Raw genomic sequence first — 15,337 nt, forward strand, 5'->3', positions numbered from 1 at the left:
CGACGGTGGCGCTCAGCGCAGGCTCCGTGCGACGTCTAGAACCTCAGCCTTGGACAGCGAGCCGGCCACCGCGGTGACCACACCGTCGGAGACCCACACGACGGCCGCGATCGCCTTGTCGCGTGTGGTCAGAACCGTTGCCTCGTGCCCGTTCACCTTCGCCGACGAACTGGTCACCTGGTCGGCCGGGATCGGCAACGGCAAGGTCGACCCGTCCGCGCTGAAGGCCTTGAGCTTCGACGCGACATCGGCGGGGATCCCCGGCAACGACAGAAGGTAGTCCCGCGCAGTCGCGAAGTCGATCCCCGACGAATGCGCCGTCGGCGCGACCGCGCGACCGACCAGCAGGGCCGGCATGCCGCTCGCCGACTTCCACACCTGCCCGACGCCCGGCCCCGCGTCGAGGCGGATCGGCTGACCGTCCAGCCCAGCTGGTGCCTGAGGCAACTTCTTCCCGAGCGCCGCGGATGCTTTCGCCGCCGAGTAGGTGAAGGTCACGCTCACCTTCCCGCCCACCTGGTACGACGGCTCGCCGGTCACCCCGCTCGGCAGCTTGCTCACCTCCGGCACGTCCAGACCCGACTGCTCCCCTGCGGCAGTCGCGTCCTTCACCTCGCGGACGCCGCCCGCGCCCGTCACCTTGACGTCGCCGTACGCGCGCAGGTCCGGCAGTGCGACCAGGTCGGCCGCGCTCAGGTTCACCGGCGCGACCTTCTCGGTCTGGAAGATCGGCAGCCAGTCCTTCGCGGCCGCCGTACCGGCTCCGGCCATCACCACAGCCACAGCCAGTACGGCGGCCGCCGGCCGCGTCACAAGGGTCGTCAATCTCCGGGGCAGCGTCTCCATGCATTGAAGATCGCTCACTATCGATCGAATGTCAATAGATCTACGCGGCCAGCTGCCCGTCCCGCAGTTCCAGCGTCCGGCCCTGGAAGCGGCGGGCGAGCATCCGGTCGTGCGAGACGACGATCAGCGCTCCCCGGTAGGCGGACAGCGCGTTCTCCAGGTCCTCGACCAGCGCCGGGGACAGGTGGTTGGTCGGTTCGTCCAGCAGCATCAGGTCGACCGGGCGGTGGAGCAACCGGGCGAGATCGAGGCGCCGCAGCTGGCCGGTCGACAGCTTGCCGACCGGGGTGTGGAGGTCGTGATGACGGAACAGACCGAGGCCGAGGAGCGCGCCGCGGTGTTCGTCCGGCGTACCGGGGAGACCTCGGGCGTAGGCCTTGAGCAGCGAGTCTTCGGGCTTGGTGATTTCCGTCTGTTGCGGGAGCCATCCGATCCGGGCCGGTCGGCGTACGTCGCCTTGGTCGGGCGCGAGATCCCCGGCCAGGACGCGCAGCAGCGTGCTCTTGCCGGCGCCGTTCGGGCCGACGATGTGCAGGCGATCACCGGTCTTGATCTCCAGGCTGCGCACGTCGAGGCGGCCGTCGACCTTGACCTGGTGGAGATCGGCGAGCGTCCCCTTGACGCTGCCGCCCTGGGGTTTCACCACGAACCGCATCGGAGCCGGCGGCTTCGGGACCGGGTTGTCCTCAAGCCGGCGCACGCGCTCCTTGGCCTGCCGCACGCGCGCGGAGATCTGCTTCTCCACGCTGCGTTGGTGCCGCCCGGCCGCCTCCGCGTCGGGCCGCGGCCCCGAGGCCAGTGTCGTTGCGGCCTTCCGGGCCAGGTCCTTCTGCCGGGCCATCTCCTGCAGCCACTCGTCGTAGTCCTGCTCCCACCGCAGCCGCGCGGTCTGGCGCGCCTGCAGGTAGCCGGCGTAACCGTTCCCATGCCGTACGACGGTGTGCTGCTCGGCGTCGACCTCCCAGAGCGCGGTGGTCACCCGCTCGAGGAAGACCCGGTCGTGGGAGACGACGACGAGGCTGCCGGGGTGGTTGCGCAGCCGCTCCTCCAGCCACTCGAGCGCGGAGGCGTCGAGGTGGTTGGTCGGTTCGTCGAGTAGGAGCAGTTGCGGCGAGGCGGCCAGGATGCAGGCCAGACCGAGTCGGCACTGTTCGCCGCCGGACAGGGATCCGAGCAGGCGGTCACGATTGATGGCGGCGAGGCCCAGGCCGTGCAGGGCCGCTTCGACCCGCGCGTCGGCGGCGTAGCCGTCGCGGGCCTCGAAGGCCTCCATCAGTTCGCCGTACCGGTTCAGGGTGTCGTCGAGGTCGGCAGGCGTCGCCGCCAGCTCGTCCTCGACGGACCGCATATTCGCTTCCAGCTCGCGCAGCTCGGCCAGGGCGTGGTCGACCGCGTCCTGAACCGTGTCGCCCGGCGGCAGGTCCGGAGTCTGCGGCAGGTAGCCGACCCCGCCGGGCACCTGCATCCGGACCTGACCGCTGTCCGGCCGGTCGACGCCGGCCAGCACCCGCACCAGGGTCGACTTGCCGGACCCGTTCTCGCCGATCACGCCGATCCGCTCGCCGAGCGCGACGGACTGGCTGATCCCGTCGAGCACCGTCCGCCCACCCGGAGCCCGGACGACATCGGCGAGCACGGCTTGGAAATTGCTGGTCTCTCTCATCAGATCTCACTTCTCGGTCGCAACGACAGATGAACACCGAGAGAGGAGTCGCGACGCGGCGTGGTTCAGCGCACGAAGAGGGCACCACGAACACCGCCCGGGCGCGGCAAGACAGCCGACAGCCCGCGACTCCCCGAAGGGATCAGACGAAGTAGTAGTAGTGCATACCGGAAACGGTAGCCGACGCGGCGACTCGGCCGCGCCCCATTTATCGTCCGGCCTCGTAGTGCGTACGCACCAGGACGCGTCGTCCCCTGGTCCGGGCGCACCAGGGGAGAACGGTTGCGGACGGCGATGTGTGGCCGGGCGCCGGGCGGAAGTCTTGGAGACGCGTGATTCCCACGCGTTCCCGACGGTCTCTGGAGTGATCCACAAGTGGCGACACTACTCACCGCACCGCCGCGCATCGGGCGGCAGTCGATCGGTGCCCTGGGCGTCTTGGCGCTCGCGCTCGGCGCCCTGCAATCGGTGGTCGAACCAGCGGTTCCGCTGCTGCAACGCGAGCTGGGGGTGAGTCCCGCCGAAGGAGCACTGGTCGCCAACGCCTTGCTCGTCACCGGCGCGGTCGTCGCTCCCATCGCGGGCAAGCTCGGCGACCGGTACGGCGGACGGCGGGTGCTGATCTGGCTGATGACCGTCGTCTCGGCCGGCGGTCTGCTGGCGAGCGTCGCGCCGAACCTGCCGGTGCTGCTGCTCGGCCAGGTCCTGCAGGGCGTGATGGTCGGTGCGCTGCCGCTGTCGTTCATCCTGGTGCGCAAGCACCTCTCGACCGGACAGACCCAGGCCGCGATCGGGCTGGTCGTCGCGCTGTTCACGGGCGGCGGCATGGTCGGAACGCTGGTGGCCGGGCCGATCGCGGAAAGCCTGTCCTGGCACTGGATGTTCGCGCTGCCGACGTTCGCGATCATCGCGATGACGGCGGTCGTCACCCGGCTGATGCCGCAGGACCCGCCGGCCCAGCCGGACCACAGGATCGACTGGCCCGGCGTCGTACTGCTGAGCGCCACGTTGCTCGCGCTGATGCTCGGGCTCGTGACGGTGACGAACGCCGGCCTCCCGCCGCTCGCGATCGCCGGCATCGGGCTCGTCGTGGCCGCCCTCGCGACCTGCTGGGTCCTCGTCGAACGCCGGGCCGTCGCGCCGATGGTCGATCTGCGGATGCTGGCCAAGCCCGCGATGTGGAACGCGTGCGTGCTCACCCTCGTCATCACGATCAGCCTCGGGATGGTCCTCCTGATGCTCCCGCAGTTGTTCGCGGCCGAGGCCGACGGCTACGGCTTCGGCGCCAGCACCACCGACATCGGTCTCTTCCTGATGCCCGGCGCCATCGCCGGCGCGCTCAGCGACTCGGTCGGCGGGATCGCGGCCCGGCGGTTCGGTCCGCGGGCCGTGATCGTGGTGGGCACCGTCGTCACGGCGGCCACGATGTTCGCCCTGGCCTCGTGGCACACCGAGGCCTGGCAGTTGGTCGTCGCGAAGGTACTGATCGCGTTCGCCGCGGGCATCGGTACGACGGCCCTGCTGGCCGGCACGGCCACGACCGTCGACGCGAAGGACACCGGCATCGCCACGAGTCTGCTCGTGGTGACGCGCGTGATCGGCGTAGCCCTGGGCTCCCAGCTCGGCGGCGCGATCCTCGCCGCCGGGGGTGATCGACCGACCGAGTCGGCCTACGTCACCGGGTTCGTCGTCGCCGGCGCCGTCGCCGCCCTGTCCTTGATCGTCGTCCGTCTCACGAAGAAGGGAACTCGGGTATGACGCGCAAGGTTCTGATCTCCGGGGCCAGCATCGCCGGGCCCGCGCTCGCGTACTGGCTGCACCGGGCCGGGTTCGCGGTCACCGTGGTGGAGAAGGCCGACTCACTTCGCGACGGCGGCTACCCGATCGACATCCGCGGTACGGCGATCGAGGTGGTCCGGCGGATGGGCATCCTGCCGCGACTGCGGGCCGCGCACCTCGACACGCGGCGCAGTACGTTCCTCGACGCCGACGGCAGCGAACTCGTTTCGGTCACCCCGAGCGCGGTGACCGGCAGCGTCGACGACCTCGAAGTACGGCGTGGAGATCTCGCGGCGGCGCTCTACGCCATCGTGCGCGACGACGTGGAGTTCCTGTTCGGCGACTCCATCGACACGCTCGACCAGACCGGCCAAGGGGTCGACATCGCCTTCCACAGCGGGCATCGGCGTACGTTCGACCTCGTGATAGGTGCCGACGGCATGCATTCCCGGACGCGGGAGTCGGTGTTCGGGCCCGAGCAGCAGTTCCACCGGTACCTCGGCTACGCCTTCGCCATCTTCACGATGCCGAACACCTTCGGGCTCTCCCACGAACTCCTGATGTGGAACACGCCAGGGCGGGCCGCGGCGCTCTACGCGGTCGGGGACGACGACGAGCTGCACGCCTTCCTGAACTTCCACCAGCCAGAGGCGCCGATCCGCGGTCCCGAGGCGCTGCGGGACCTGGTCGCGAAGGCCTTCGCCGACGCGGGATGGGAGGTGCCTGCCATGGTCGACGCGCTGCGCGACGCGGACGACCTGTTCGTCGATACGGCCGGTCAGATCCGCATGCCGCGCTGGTCGAGCGGCCGGGTCGCGCTCGTCGGCGACGCGGCGTATGCGCCGTCGTTCCTGACCGGGCAGGGCTCGAGCCTCGCGTTGGTGGGGGCGTATGTGCTCGCTCATGCTCTGGCTACGCAACAGGATCACGGCGCGGCGTTTGCGGCGTACGAGCGCGGTCTTCGGGGGTTCGTGGACGCGAACCAGGCACTGGTCGACAGCGGTGCGGCGACGCTGTTCCCGACGACGGTGCCTGCTCTGGAACGGCGCAACGCGATGCTGCGCGACCTGGTCACTCTGCCGCCCCCGCCGCCGCGTCCGGCTCACTCGGCTCTGACGCTGCCTTAGGGGACCAGGCCTGTCTGGTAGGCGATGACGACGAGCTGGGCGCGGTCGCGGGCCTCCAGCTTCGTCATCGCCCGCTGTACGTGGGCGCGGACGGTGAACGGGCTGAGGAACGTCCGCTCGGCGATCTCCTGGTTGGACAGGCCGGTCGCGACCAGGCCGACCATCTCGCGTTCGCGCGGGGTGAGGACGTCGAGTTCGGGGAGCTGCGGCGGGGCGTCGTCCGGCGTGGCCAGGAAATTGGCGACCAGGGAGCGGGTCGCGGCGGGGGACAGCAGCGTGTCGCCGGCGGCGATCGTCCGTACGGCGTCCAGCAGGTCCTCGGCGCCGATGCCCTTGCCGATGAAGCCACCGGCTCCCGCGCGCAGCGCTTGGGCGACGTACTCGTCGGTCTCGTAGGTGGTGAGGACGAGGATGCGGCTGGCGCTCAGGTCAGGGTCCGCGCAGATCTCCGCCGTGGCCGCGAGGCCGTCCAGCTCCGGCATCCGGATGTCCATGATCACCACGTCCGGGCGTAGTTCCCGGGTGAGGCGGACCGCCTCGCGGCCGTCGGCGGCCTCACCGACCACGGCGATGTCGTCGGCGCTGTCGAGCAGGATCCGGAACGCGTCGCGCAGCAGGGCCTGGTCGTCGGCGAGCAGGACTCGGAGCGTCATGGCTTGGGCTCCTTGGCGGACGGGAGGGGGAGATCGGCGGTGACGAGGAAGCCGCCTTCCGGCCGCTCGCCCGCGGAGAGGCGTCCGCCGACCGCGGTGGCGCGCTCCCGCATGCCGATCAGACCGTAGCCGGGTTCGCGGGCGGGCGTCGTACGGGGTGATCCGTTGTCGGCGACGGTGATCGTCACGCGATCGCCCTGCCAGGCAAAGAGCACCTGGGCGCTCGCGGCACCGGCGTGCTTCGTCACGTTGGTCAGGGCCTCCTGGACTATGCGGTACGCCGTGAGGTCGAGGCCCGGTGGCAACGACCTGGCCGTGCCCTCGTGCTGCACCGACACCTCGAGACCCGCCGTACGGAAGGAATCGAGCAAGGCCGGCAGCCGCGACAAGCCCGGCGCCGGCTCGACGGCCGCGGCCGTGTCACCGGTCTGACGCAACAGCCCGACCGTCGCCCGCAGCTCGTCGAGAGCGTGATTGGTGGTCTCGACCAGCTCCTTCAGACTCTTGCGCGTCTGCTCCGGCCGGGTGTCGAACAGGTGATCGGCGACCGTGGCCTGCGCGTTGGCGAGGGTGATCTGATGCGCCACGAGGTCGTGCAGCTCCCGCGCGATCCGCACCCGCTCCTCGGCGACGCGCTGCCGCGCTTCACTGTCCCGACTCTCCTCGGCCCGCTGGGCCCGCTCCTCCACAGCCGCCAGGTAGGCCCGCCGGTTCCGCACCGACCGACCCAGTACGCCGGCCACCAGCGGGAACGCGGCGACGGCTCCCATCCGGCTCGCGTCCTGCCACGAAATGCCGCCGGACAAGGGCGTGGAGGCAACAAGTAGGGCCGCGGAGGCCAGCGACACCACACCCGCGGCGCGCCGTTCGCTCAGGGTGGCGAGCGAGTAGGCGTAGGCGGCAATCACTGCGGGCGCCACGATGAGCGGGTTGAGCAGAAGCCCTAACGGCGGCACCAACAGCCCGCCCACGGTCGTGACGACGAGGACGGCGAGCGGCCTTTGATGCCGCATTGGCAATCCGGCGCAGGACAGCAGGGCGATGAGGTAAGCAGTCACCGGCGGCCACGCGACCGAGTTGTCGACCCGCACTACGCCACCCAGCAGGCAAAGCACGAAGCCGGTCGCCGTGACTATGCCGTCCCGCCAGGTCAGAGCGGTACGCCGATGCTCGCTCTCCCCGGTCAGCAGCACACAGCTCAGACTACGGGCGTCGTGTGGGGTGGTGGGCTAGGGCGTGGCTCCGACGGTGCGCGGGACTTGGTGCGGCACCTGCCCGCTACGGCGAGGAACTGGAGGCACGCCTTAGGCGCCTGAGGCCTGAGTGGGCAGCTGGGCGTGGGCGTTGTCGCCGAGCAGGGTCGTGCCGGCGGGGGTGATGCTGTGCATCGCCCGCCGGCTGCGGTCGGTGGTGACGAGGCCGGCCTCGCGCAGTACCCGGGCGTGCTCGCTGGCCGCGCTCGCGGAGATTCCGCAGCTGCGCGCGAGGTCCGACGTACACATGTCCGCGCTCGCGAGCACGATGAGCATCGCGGCCCGCTTGCGGCCGAGCAACTGGTCCAGCTTCGGGCGCGCGGGCCGGTCGTACGGCGTCCAGGGATCGATCGGGAACACCAGCAGACTCGGCAGCCGCTGCGCCCCGTCGAAGTAGTACTGCACCCCGGTGGCGAAGATCGACGGCGCGAGGACGAGCCCGCGCCCGCCCGCGGGCCGCGGCGCGTGGACCGGCGGATCGCCGGGGACGTCGATGGTGAGGACGGGCGCGTGCCAACGGATCCAGGGATGCAGGTTGTCGAGCATCCGGCTGAGTCCACCGGCGGCCAGGTCCTTCGTGCGATCCGCGATGAACCGTTGCGCGGCGTCCGCACCCGCCGCGGCAGCGCCGTCCCGCAGCCCGAGCTCGTGCAACCGGCGTACGCCGTCGACGAGTTCGTCGCGCGGCCGCGGATCCTTCTCCGCCAGCCGTTCGGTCCACCGCGGCACGTGCCGCGGCAGATGCCTGACAGCGGCGTTCATCCCCAGCTCGAGCCGGTAGTACGCCGGCCCGAGCTGCTTGAGGCGCTCCAGCCCGTCGTCGAGATCCCCGGCCCCGACCGACGGCAGACACAGATCCACGATCTCGTACCGCGGCGACACGACCTCGAGCAACCGCCGCACCGGCCCGTTCCGCGCGACCCGCGGCGCGACTCCCTGCCGCCACTGCACCTGCCACCGCTGCGCGTCGTACGGCGCATGCGGCCGCAACGTCCGCCCGGCCCACACCGTCTCGAGCACGGGCCCGGGCGGCACCAACCGGACATTCGTCAGGTCGTCGATCTCCAGGCTGATCTGCACCACAGTCCCCCAGCGGTCGCACCATGAGTCAAGTCATGACCACCTCATGATCGTCCAGCTCGGGGGCAGCGAAGTCCAGCAGGCGGTGCTGCGCCTCGGCCCTGACCGCGTCGTACGCCGTACGGAACAGCCGCTCGAAGAGCGCGACCGTGACCGTCGCGGAATCCAGCGTCCACGTCCCGCGCACGGTGCCGCCGACAAGGATTGGCCAGGTACTGGCCTTGGCCGACGTTGATTCGTGGCGTGGGCGGCCGGGAGTTGCGGGCGATTGTCGGGTACGACGGCGTCACCGATTCGCCGGCCGCTCACTGTCCTTTGATCTCTGTTCTGTGCAGATGAATCGGAGGTCCTCGAACGCGCTCGCCAGTCGCGCGTTCAGTGGTTCGGTCGGATCGGCGAGCCAGGCGGAAGCGGCGATGTTGAAGGCTGCTGCGGCGGTGTGGCCTGCCAGCGCCGCCGGCTGGTGGGGGATCGCATGCTCTTGCAGGGCTTCGGTCAACTCATCTGCGAGGTAGGCGAGTTTCGCTACTTCGCGCTCGCGCAGGGCAGGTGTGGCGGCAATGAGCTGCTGTCGCTGTTGCAGGTAGGAGCGACTGTCTTCCATCACTTCGTGAAGGGACTGGAAGGCTTTCAGTAGGACATCAAGTGGAGACAGTTCACCAGGCGCGTCCCGTACCGCCGAGCGAAGAAGGTCACGCAGATGCTCCTGTCCTCCGAAGAGCACCTCGCGTTTGTCGGGGAAGTGATGGAAGAACGTCCGCTCAGTGACTCCGGCGCGCCGGGCGATCTGAGCTGTCGTCGTCCGGTCGAAGCCATGCTCCTGAAAGAGGTCCAGGGCTGCCTGCAGGAGTCGCTGTCGCGCCGCCAAGCCGCTTCGTGGCACATGATCACATCCTCGTTGTTTCAGTCACTGCAATAACATGATAGCTTCAGTCTCTGAAACAACCTAGCTTGATGCTGGGACGTTCGCGACGAACGGGGAAGCGAAACCACCATGAACATGTACAGCGGAAAAAGCGTCGTGATCACCGGCGGCAGTAGCGGGATGGGATTGGCCACCGCGCAACTGCTGGTCGACCGGGGCGCACGGGTTCTGATCACCGGTCGCACCGAAGCCACTCTTGATGCCGCCCGTCACCAACTGGGTGGACGGGTGCTGACGATGGTCAGCGACGCGACCTCGCTTCCGGCCATCGGCGAGTTGGCCGAGCGCGTCCAGGCCGATTTCGGCGTGATCGACGCTCTGTTCGTCAACGCCGGCGTCGCCCGGTTCGAGGCGTTCGAATCGATGCCGGAGGCGCTCTACGACGAGTTGTTCACCATGAATGCCAAAGGGCCGTACTTCACCGTTCAGAAGCTCGCCCCTCTGCTGCGCGAGGGCGGCGCGGTGGTGCTCACGACGTCGGTGACGAACGTCTTGGGTGCTCCCGCGCTCAGTGCCTACGCAGCCGCCAAGGCGGCACTGCGCTCGATGACTCGTAGCTTTGCCCGAGAGCTGCTGCCGCGGAAGATCCGCGTCAATGCGATCAGTCCTGGCTCGATCGATACCGGCGTCCTGGAGCGGTCGATGACCGCGGACGCCGCTGACCTGGCCCGCGCGCAAATGACCGCGAGCAACCCCATGCTGCGATTGGGCCGGCCGGACGAGATCGCCAAGGCAGTCGCGTTCCTGGCGTTCGACGCCACCTTCACCACCGGCGCCGAACTCGTCGTGGACGGAGGCGAATCCCAGCTCTGACCGGCGTTGGTTCATCAATGGCAGGCACGACCGAGATGCACGCACAGGTAGCTCTCCACCACCACCGAATGGAGCAACCATGAAGCTTTACCGCAAAGGATCTTCGACGAGCCGGCCACCAGAGAGCACCTTTGTCGGCACCGTCGGCATCGGCGGATACTTCCGACGAGCAGCACCCAGCCGTCTCGCCGGCGCCAGCGTGACGTTCCACCCCGGCGCGCGCACCCCGTGGAAGGTCAACCCACTCGGTCAGACCATCGTCGTTACCGACGGCACCGGATGGGTCCAAGCCGAGGGCGAAGACATCGCCGAGGTCCACGCGGGCGACTTCATCTGGTTCGCACCCGGACAGCGCCACTGGGAAGGCGCTACCCCTCACGAAGAGATGACCTGTGTCGCTGTCCAGGAAGAGGACGGCAGGTCCGTCGAATTCTGGGAGACCGTGAGCGACGACGAATATGGTCGCGGCCCCGCATGAACCACCACTTCTCAAAGCCTCCCTTGTGATCAGCCCACTTCGAGACCGGCAAGCGACGACGAGCAGCTGCCACGACCTTCGACGCCGCTACCGCATGGTGAGCTGAGTCATCAGCTCGCGATTGGTCGCTCGCGCTGCAGCTCGGCATAGAACGAGTCCATGACGCCAGCGTCAAGCGACACGACCTTCTGCTCTCCCAAGAGGGGGAGGATGTGCTTCTGTTGCGTAGCCGAGGTATCCGTCGTGGTGTTGTACTCCGGGTCGACCTCGGCGAAGTGCCTGTCGAGCAGCTGATTGACGCCACTAGGAAGCCGATCGGTGCAGTTGCGACAGACTACGGAGGCTTCAGTAAGCCGACCCGCGCGCCGCCAGCGGTGCTCATCGCAAGACCGCAGTAGGCGCCCGCGCCGAAGGCGCCGGTTGTACTGCCGCCGCCGAAGGCGGTGTCCTTTTAACCTGGGCGGTGCTGGTAGGCCCCGTCGGACTCGAACCGACAACCCGCGGATTAAAAGGGGCAATGACCGCTTATCAACCAGCCCCGCCAGGCGTCGGAAGCCGCGTCTAGAACGGCTCTGACCCCCACCAATCGACCTGGTTTGACTCCACTTCGCACCACGATTGATCCCACGGCGCCCTTGGCGACCCAACGTGGTGCAGGCCTGGCGTAGCTCCTAAATGTCCTTGACGACGGCTAGCTTTGAGGGATGGAGCCGACATCTGAGAGCGCCCCTGACGGGGAGGCCGTACGGCAGCTCTTGTCCTCGAAGGCCGACGTCGGCCGCGTGTCCGGGCGCCATCCGGTACGTGACCTTCTGCATTGGATCAGCCGTGGCCGGCTCGGACGGCATTCGGGCTGGCCCGAGATCCCTCGACTGCCCACTCCGTGGCAGGACACCATCACCGTCCGAACCGGCTGGCGTCAGCGTGCAGCCAACCTGGCGGATCCTGCGACCCGTGAGGGCGAGTTCGTGTTTGCCGTCGACTATCGAGTGTGCGGCCGATGTGGACTCGGCTGGGTTGAAGAGCCCTACACAATCCCGCGCTATCAGCGAATGGGCATCGCCAGCGCCGGTCTGTCGGCGCTGCGCGACGAGCGTCCCGGACTGGCGTGGCATACGCTCGGCGGTCACCTGGGAGAAGCGCGCCTGTTCTGGTCCGCAGCCGGACGCGGAGTGCCGGGCGGATACAGCCAGCGCGAACTCTGCAAGCACGCCCGCCCCAAGGGCTGACTCGGCCAGATCCTGCCGAGAGGCGAGGTCCAGGCTGGCGGATTGGCCTCGTTCCCTGGCCGCTCGATCGTCCGGTCAGACCGCCGTGCATCAAGAGCGCCTGCGGCGTTCCTCTGGGATCGGCAAGCCGACTCTTGACCCCACGACGCCCTGCCCTGGGGAGGCGGCTATCAGGAAGACGGGCAGGTGTGGTGAGCGGGGTTCACTGCCTAGTAGAGGCGCACCCGCGCAAACCCTTGATCGCCACGCATTAGCTCGGTGGCAGCTCTGAAGGCCATCAGCGCGTCGCCCTGAGCGACCTGGTCTATTGCCTCCTCGGCGTTGAGGTCAGGCGTGGCCTGCATGTGATGGTACGCGCGTGAGGAGACTGAGTTGGCTTCCAGCGGCGGCTTGAAGTGCGCGGAGACTTTTCTGATTTCGTTGATCTCTGCAAGGCTGTCGCGGAGTGGCGAGTCAATCAACTTGCGCAGGAATGCTTCTTTGACCAGTGGCCCGAGGCCCCAGAACCTCCACCCTTTGGGCAGTTCCTGTTCATAGGAAAGCAGGCAGCCGGCGAGAACTCGTTCGCAGGCTGCGTGAGCGCATAGCAGCGAGGCCAAATGAAGGCCGTCGACGTAGCTCCTCTCCGCCTCATGGTAGAGCCAAATACACTCCTCACCTCCAGGTGTGAGCCAGCCCCACTCACTCTCAAATGGAGCCTGAATGGCCTGCAGCTGTTCCCATCGAGTCGCACGTGTTCGCCGGCTGCGACGGTCCCGCAAATACAGAGCGGCAGCTCGTGCGTCGGCGGACCACGTGCCCTGCTCGCGTAGCCATGCTTCAACACGTTGCTCGTCGGTGAGCGGATCGATACCCTCCAGCTCCAGTTGGAGCTGTCTTGTGACGACGGGCGGGCCGTCGGGATCGTCGGTGGTCACGTCACGAGGTTAGGGCTTCACGACGGCCAATTCATTTGAATTCAGGCCGGACCAAGGTGGCCGTAGCCCTGGCGACTGAGCTGATCATGGGAGCAGTTGTGCTAACGGCCGGGTGGACAGGCGCGGACCAAGGCTGGTTCCAGGCCGCTGTGGGGCCCGAAAGATGGGTCCCCATGGACCGCCTTCGCTGCGCTCTTGACGAGACAGCGCGGCATTCCAAGTTGCTGAAAATCTACATCCTTCGACGCCACGCGCTTAGCGCCAGGCGATGGAGGACTCGATAGCCTCGCGGATCGCTGCCCAAGGCAATTCTTTGCCAGGTGCGCTGCGTGGGCTGTGTAGAGGCCAAACTTGCTCGCCGTAGACAAGGCCGACGCCCGAGCTCCTGAGTGCATCGAGGTGGTGATCCCAAGCGGGCTGCGCGGCATGGGCGGCGTTTACGCGGGGAAACACTATTACTGGCGGACGACGTCCACCGATGGCCTCGCAGAGCTGAGTAAGTGCCTGGTTGTCGGCGATCCCGAGAGCGAGCTTCGCTACCAGATTCGCTGTTGCGGGAACCGCGGCGTAGCAGTCGACTGTCGGGTGCGGGCTCGCTTCGTCGGGCAGGCGGGGAGTGCTTCGGACCGGGAAACCGGTAGCGGCTTCAATCTTCGCGATCTCGTCTGTTGCGGCAAGCCACGTTGCCGCGGTGGGGGTCAGCGTGACCGCGATGCTCCAGCCGTCTGCGAGCATCGGCTCGATTAGTCGTTCGCGGACCTGCTCGATACCGCCCGCAGCAGCGCAGACCAGGCCCAGCGTCGGGCTGCTCACTGAATCGCCCGGCAGCGTTCGGCAAGCTCGCGGACGGGGGAGTGGCGATGGTTCGAGGCCGGCGTGCGGCGGTGGATGGTTCGAACGATCTCGCGAACCACGGGGTTGTGGTGTATCAGCTGTGGTGACTTTCTCTCCGCAGTCAGTAGCGAGCTGACCGCGTTAGCGTCCTGGCCGGCGTAGCTGAACGCTCGGGCTAGGTCGATCTGGTGAGCGACCTGGCGCACGGTTGGTAGCGGCGACGAATCGATCTGTGGACCATGCTCTGTGACGTAGCTGATGTCGCCGAGGTCGAGCGCGGCGGACAGCTCGTGCAGAGCGACATTCGTAGGTCCGAATGACGTCTGCCAGTGGTTCGCATCGACGCCCAGCTGCTCCGCTGCGGCTCTCGCGCTCGCGAGGAGTTGCGTAGTAGTTGCTCGATCGTTCCGCCGAGACGCCGCGGTCGCCATGCGCAGGTCGAGCATCCCCTGGACGCTCAGCGCTGCCGGATCCAGTTGGCGGAGCTGTCGCGACAGCCAGTCCCGCGCAGTCTGACCGAGCTGTATCGCATCGTCGTACCGACCAACCGCGAGCAACGCGTGGGTGCCGGCACGAGCTGCGGACGCGAGGACCAATGGATCGTCCGCCTGGTCCGCTGCTTTCATGGCGCGTTCGGCGGCAATCCAGGACAGGTCAGACTCGCCGATCTTGGTCAGCGTCGTCGTTGCCAAGTGATGGATTCTCGAGGAGACTGCCCAGCCGTCGAGGCCATCGGCTGAACGTGTCTCGATCGACTGCGCTGCCTGGATCAGTCGCGGAAGCAACTGGACCGTTCGGCCGACGTCGCCCCTTTGGTAGTGATCCCAGGCGCCCTCAGTGAGGCGCCACACCTGCCGGACATCTGGCAGTCTTGCGCCGTCGTCCTCAACTCCGAACAGCACGCGCGACAGGCGGGCCGGAGCCATCAGCGCGTCACGAATTGCCGGTACGTCGTCGTGCTCGTGATCATCCTCAAGGAGGACCGGCTGGCCGAGCAGATCCGCGAGCTCGACCCGAAGCGCAGCGGCGAGTTCGGTCAGGACATCGAGTCGACGGACCTCCCGCTCGCCACGCTCAATCTTGCTGAGCCAGTCCTCGGAGCGGCCGACGAGGTTCGCGAGCACAGCCTGCGTCAGTCCGCGTCGGGCACGGTAGAAAGCTACCCGCTCACCGATGCTCAGATGATCGCTAGCGCCTCGCATGGCTACAACGATACTCAGTGCGCGCGAGAGGACCCGGACAGTTTGTCCGGGTCGAGTTGTTGACCCGGGTATCCACTAGTTCGCATGGAACCAATAGCCACTCGATCTGCTGCCGGTCACTCGGCTTGCGTGACGAGCGCTTCAAGATGCTCCACGCGGGACCTGAGTTCCGCTACCTCGCGTCGCAGGCCGTCGACCTCGCTTTCATCGGTGGTGCCGGCGGCGACGAAGACGCCGACGCCGTGCGTCGATTTGAGTACTCCCTCAGCGCGCAGGCCTTCGATCGCACGCCGCACCGTCATGACGGCTACGCCGAAGTCCTTCGCCAGCTTCGGGCCGGCCGGAAGCTGTTGCCCAGGCTCAAGTTCTCCTGTGGCGATCGCCTCTCGGATTGCGTCAGCAACCTTGACGTAGGTGGCCGCGGGGGAGTTGTCGTCCAACTTCATAACTGAACGGTAGTCCGGTCTAGCTCAGCTAGCCATGACTACCCCGAACCATTGCGAGGATTTGCAGACTAGTCTAGTCTAGTCAAGACTAG

General features: G+C 67.8%; 16 protein-coding genes. 5 read left to right on the plus strand and 11 right to left on the minus strand.

The annotated features are described in order from the left end of the window. Window positions 1–12: 12 nt before the first annotated feature. Window positions 13–846 (minus strand): hypothetical protein, encoded by an 834-nt coding sequence (locus tag HDA39_RS34285; RefSeq protein ID WP_184802324.1) that lies wholly within the window; start codon window positions 844–846, stop codon window positions 13–15. 40 nt (window positions 847–886) lie between these two features. Then, entirely contained in the window at window positions 887–2,509 is a 1,623-nt protein-coding gene (gene abc-f / locus HDA39_RS34290) for a ribosomal protection-like ABC-F family protein (RefSeq protein WP_184802326.1), read from the minus strand. 375 nt (window positions 2,510–2,884) lie between these two features. Here abc-f and HDA39_RS34295 point away from each other — a divergent pair, with 375 nt between their 5' ends. Next, window positions 2,885–4,267: an MFS transporter gene (locus tag HDA39_RS34295; protein WP_184802328.1), complete on the plus strand. Its 1,383-nt coding sequence runs from the start codon at window positions 2,885–2,887 to the stop codon at window positions 4,265–4,267. Then, complete coding sequence (locus HDA39_RS34300) at window positions 4,264–5,415, plus strand: FAD-dependent monooxygenase (protein WP_184802330.1); 1,152 nt, start codon at window positions 4,264–4,266, stop codon at window positions 5,413–5,415. The genes HDA39_RS34295 and HDA39_RS34300 overlap by 4 nt, the downstream gene beginning before the upstream one ends. On the opposite strand, the gene HDA39_RS34305 is transcribed toward HDA39_RS34300, so the two are convergent. The 5 genes from HDA39_RS34305 to HDA39_RS34325 form a co-directional block, all read right to left on the minus strand. After that, window positions 5,412–6,068 (minus strand): response regulator transcription factor, encoded by a 657-nt coding sequence (locus HDA39_RS34305; protein ID WP_184802332.1) that lies wholly within the window; start codon window positions 6,066–6,068, stop codon window positions 5,412–5,414. The two genes, HDA39_RS34300 and HDA39_RS34305, sit on opposite strands and share 4 nt — an antisense overlap. Continuing rightward, a complete protein-coding gene (locus HDA39_RS34310; protein WP_184802334.1) occupies window positions 6,065–7,261 on the minus strand; it encodes a histidine kinase in 1,197 nt (398 codons plus the stop codon). Before HDA39_RS34310 ends, HDA39_RS34305 begins: the two co-directional genes overlap by 4 nt. A gap of 111 nt (window positions 7,262–7,372) precedes the next feature. Continuing rightward, on the minus strand, window positions 7,373–8,401 hold the full coding sequence (locus HDA39_RS43935) for an ArsR family transcriptional regulator (protein WP_184802336.1): 1,029 nt from the start codon (window positions 8,399–8,401) through the stop codon (window positions 7,373–7,375). A gap of 28 nt (window positions 8,402–8,429) precedes the next feature. After that, window positions 8,430–8,588, minus strand: coding sequence for a hypothetical protein (locus HDA39_RS34320; RefSeq protein WP_184802338.1), 159 nt, complete (start codon window positions 8,586–8,588; stop codon window positions 8,430–8,432). 99 nt (window positions 8,589–8,687) lie between these two features. After that, window positions 8,688–9,284, minus strand: coding sequence for a TetR family transcriptional regulator (locus HDA39_RS34325; RefSeq protein ID WP_184802340.1), 597 nt, complete (start codon window positions 9,282–9,284; stop codon window positions 8,688–8,690). A gap of 111 nt (window positions 9,285–9,395) precedes the next feature. Here HDA39_RS34325 and HDA39_RS34330 point away from each other — a divergent pair, with 111 nt between their 5' ends. The 3 genes from HDA39_RS34330 to HDA39_RS34340 all read left to right on the plus strand — a co-directional run bounded on the left by HDA39_RS34330 (window position 9,396) and on the right by HDA39_RS34340 (window position 11,846). Continuing rightward, window positions 9,396–10,139, plus strand: coding sequence for an SDR family oxidoreductase (locus tag HDA39_RS34330; RefSeq protein WP_184802342.1), 744 nt, complete (start codon window positions 9,396–9,398; stop codon window positions 10,137–10,139). Between the two features lie 79 nt (window positions 10,140–10,218). After that, window positions 10,219–10,617: a cupin domain-containing protein gene (locus HDA39_RS34335; protein WP_184802344.1), complete on the plus strand. Its 399-nt coding sequence runs from the start codon at window positions 10,219–10,221 to the stop codon at window positions 10,615–10,617. A 704-nt stretch (window positions 10,618–11,321) separates the two neighbouring features. After that, complete coding sequence (locus HDA39_RS34340) at window positions 11,322–11,846, plus strand: hypothetical protein (RefSeq protein WP_184807061.1); 525 nt, start codon at window positions 11,322–11,324, stop codon at window positions 11,844–11,846. A gap of 209 nt (window positions 11,847–12,055) precedes the next feature. Here the strand turns inward: HDA39_RS34340 and HDA39_RS34345 are convergent, their stop codons facing one another. The 4 genes from HDA39_RS34345 to HDA39_RS34360 form a co-directional block, all read right to left on the minus strand. Next, on the minus strand, window positions 12,056–12,763 hold the full coding sequence (locus tag HDA39_RS34345) for a hypothetical protein (RefSeq protein ID WP_184802346.1): 708 nt from the start codon (window positions 12,761–12,763) through the stop codon (window positions 12,056–12,058). Between the two features lie 255 nt (window positions 12,764–13,018). Next, window positions 13,019–13,576 carry a flavoprotein gene (locus HDA39_RS34350; protein ID WP_184802348.1) on the minus strand — a complete coding sequence of 186 codons (558 nt, stop codon included), beginning with the start codon at window positions 13,574–13,576 and terminating at the stop codon, window positions 13,019–13,021. Continuing rightward, entirely contained in the window at window positions 13,573–14,799 is a 1,227-nt protein-coding gene (locus tag HDA39_RS34355) for a helix-turn-helix domain-containing protein (protein WP_184802349.1), read from the minus strand. Before HDA39_RS34355 ends, HDA39_RS34350 begins: the two co-directional genes overlap by 4 nt. 116 nt (window positions 14,800–14,915) lie before the next feature. Next, window positions 14,916–15,245 (minus strand): GntR family transcriptional regulator, encoded by a 330-nt coding sequence (locus HDA39_RS34360; RefSeq protein ID WP_184802351.1) that lies wholly within the window; start codon window positions 15,243–15,245, stop codon window positions 14,916–14,918. Window positions 15,246–15,337: the final 92 nt, after the last annotated feature.

This window comes from Kribbella italica (genome assembly GCF_014205135.1).
Taxonomy (GTDB): Bacteria; Actinomycetota; Actinomycetes; order Propionibacteriales; family Kribbellaceae; genus Kribbella; species Kribbella italica.

Excerpts from the sequence above, each read along its gene's own strand:
- HDA39_RS34285 (WP_184802324.1), bottom strand. The coding sequence starts at position 846 with ATGGAGACGCTGCCCCGGAGATTGACGACCCTTGTGACGCGGCCGGCG.
- abc-f (WP_184802326.1), bottom strand. The coding sequence starts at position 2,509 with ATGAGAGAGACCAGCAATTTCCAAGCCGTGCTCGCCGATGTCGTCCGG.
- HDA39_RS34300 (WP_184802330.1), top strand. The coding sequence starts at position 4,264 with ATGACGCGCAAGGTTCTGATCTCCGGGGCCAGCATCGCCGGGCCCGCG.
- HDA39_RS34305 (WP_184802332.1), bottom strand. The coding sequence starts at position 6,068 with ATGACGCTCCGAGTCCTGCTCGCCGACGACCAGGCCCTGCTGCGCGAC.
- HDA39_RS34330 (WP_184802342.1), top strand. The coding sequence starts at position 9,396 with ATGAACATGTACAGCGGAAAAAGCGTCGTGATCACCGGCGGCAGTAGC.
- HDA39_RS34335 (WP_184802344.1), top strand. The coding sequence starts at position 10,219 with ATGAAGCTTTACCGCAAAGGATCTTCGACGAGCCGGCCACCAGAGAGC.
- HDA39_RS34340 (WP_184807061.1), top strand. The coding sequence starts at position 11,322 with ATGGAGCCGACATCTGAGAGCGCCCCTGACGGGGAGGCCGTACGGCAG.
- HDA39_RS34355 (WP_184802349.1), bottom strand. The coding sequence starts at position 14,799 with ATGCGAGGCGCTAGCGATCATCTGAGCATCGGTGAGCGGGTAGCTTTC.
- HDA39_RS34360 (WP_184802351.1), bottom strand. The coding sequence starts at position 15,245 with ATGAAGTTGGACGACAACTCCCCCGCGGCCACCTACGTCAAGGTTGCT.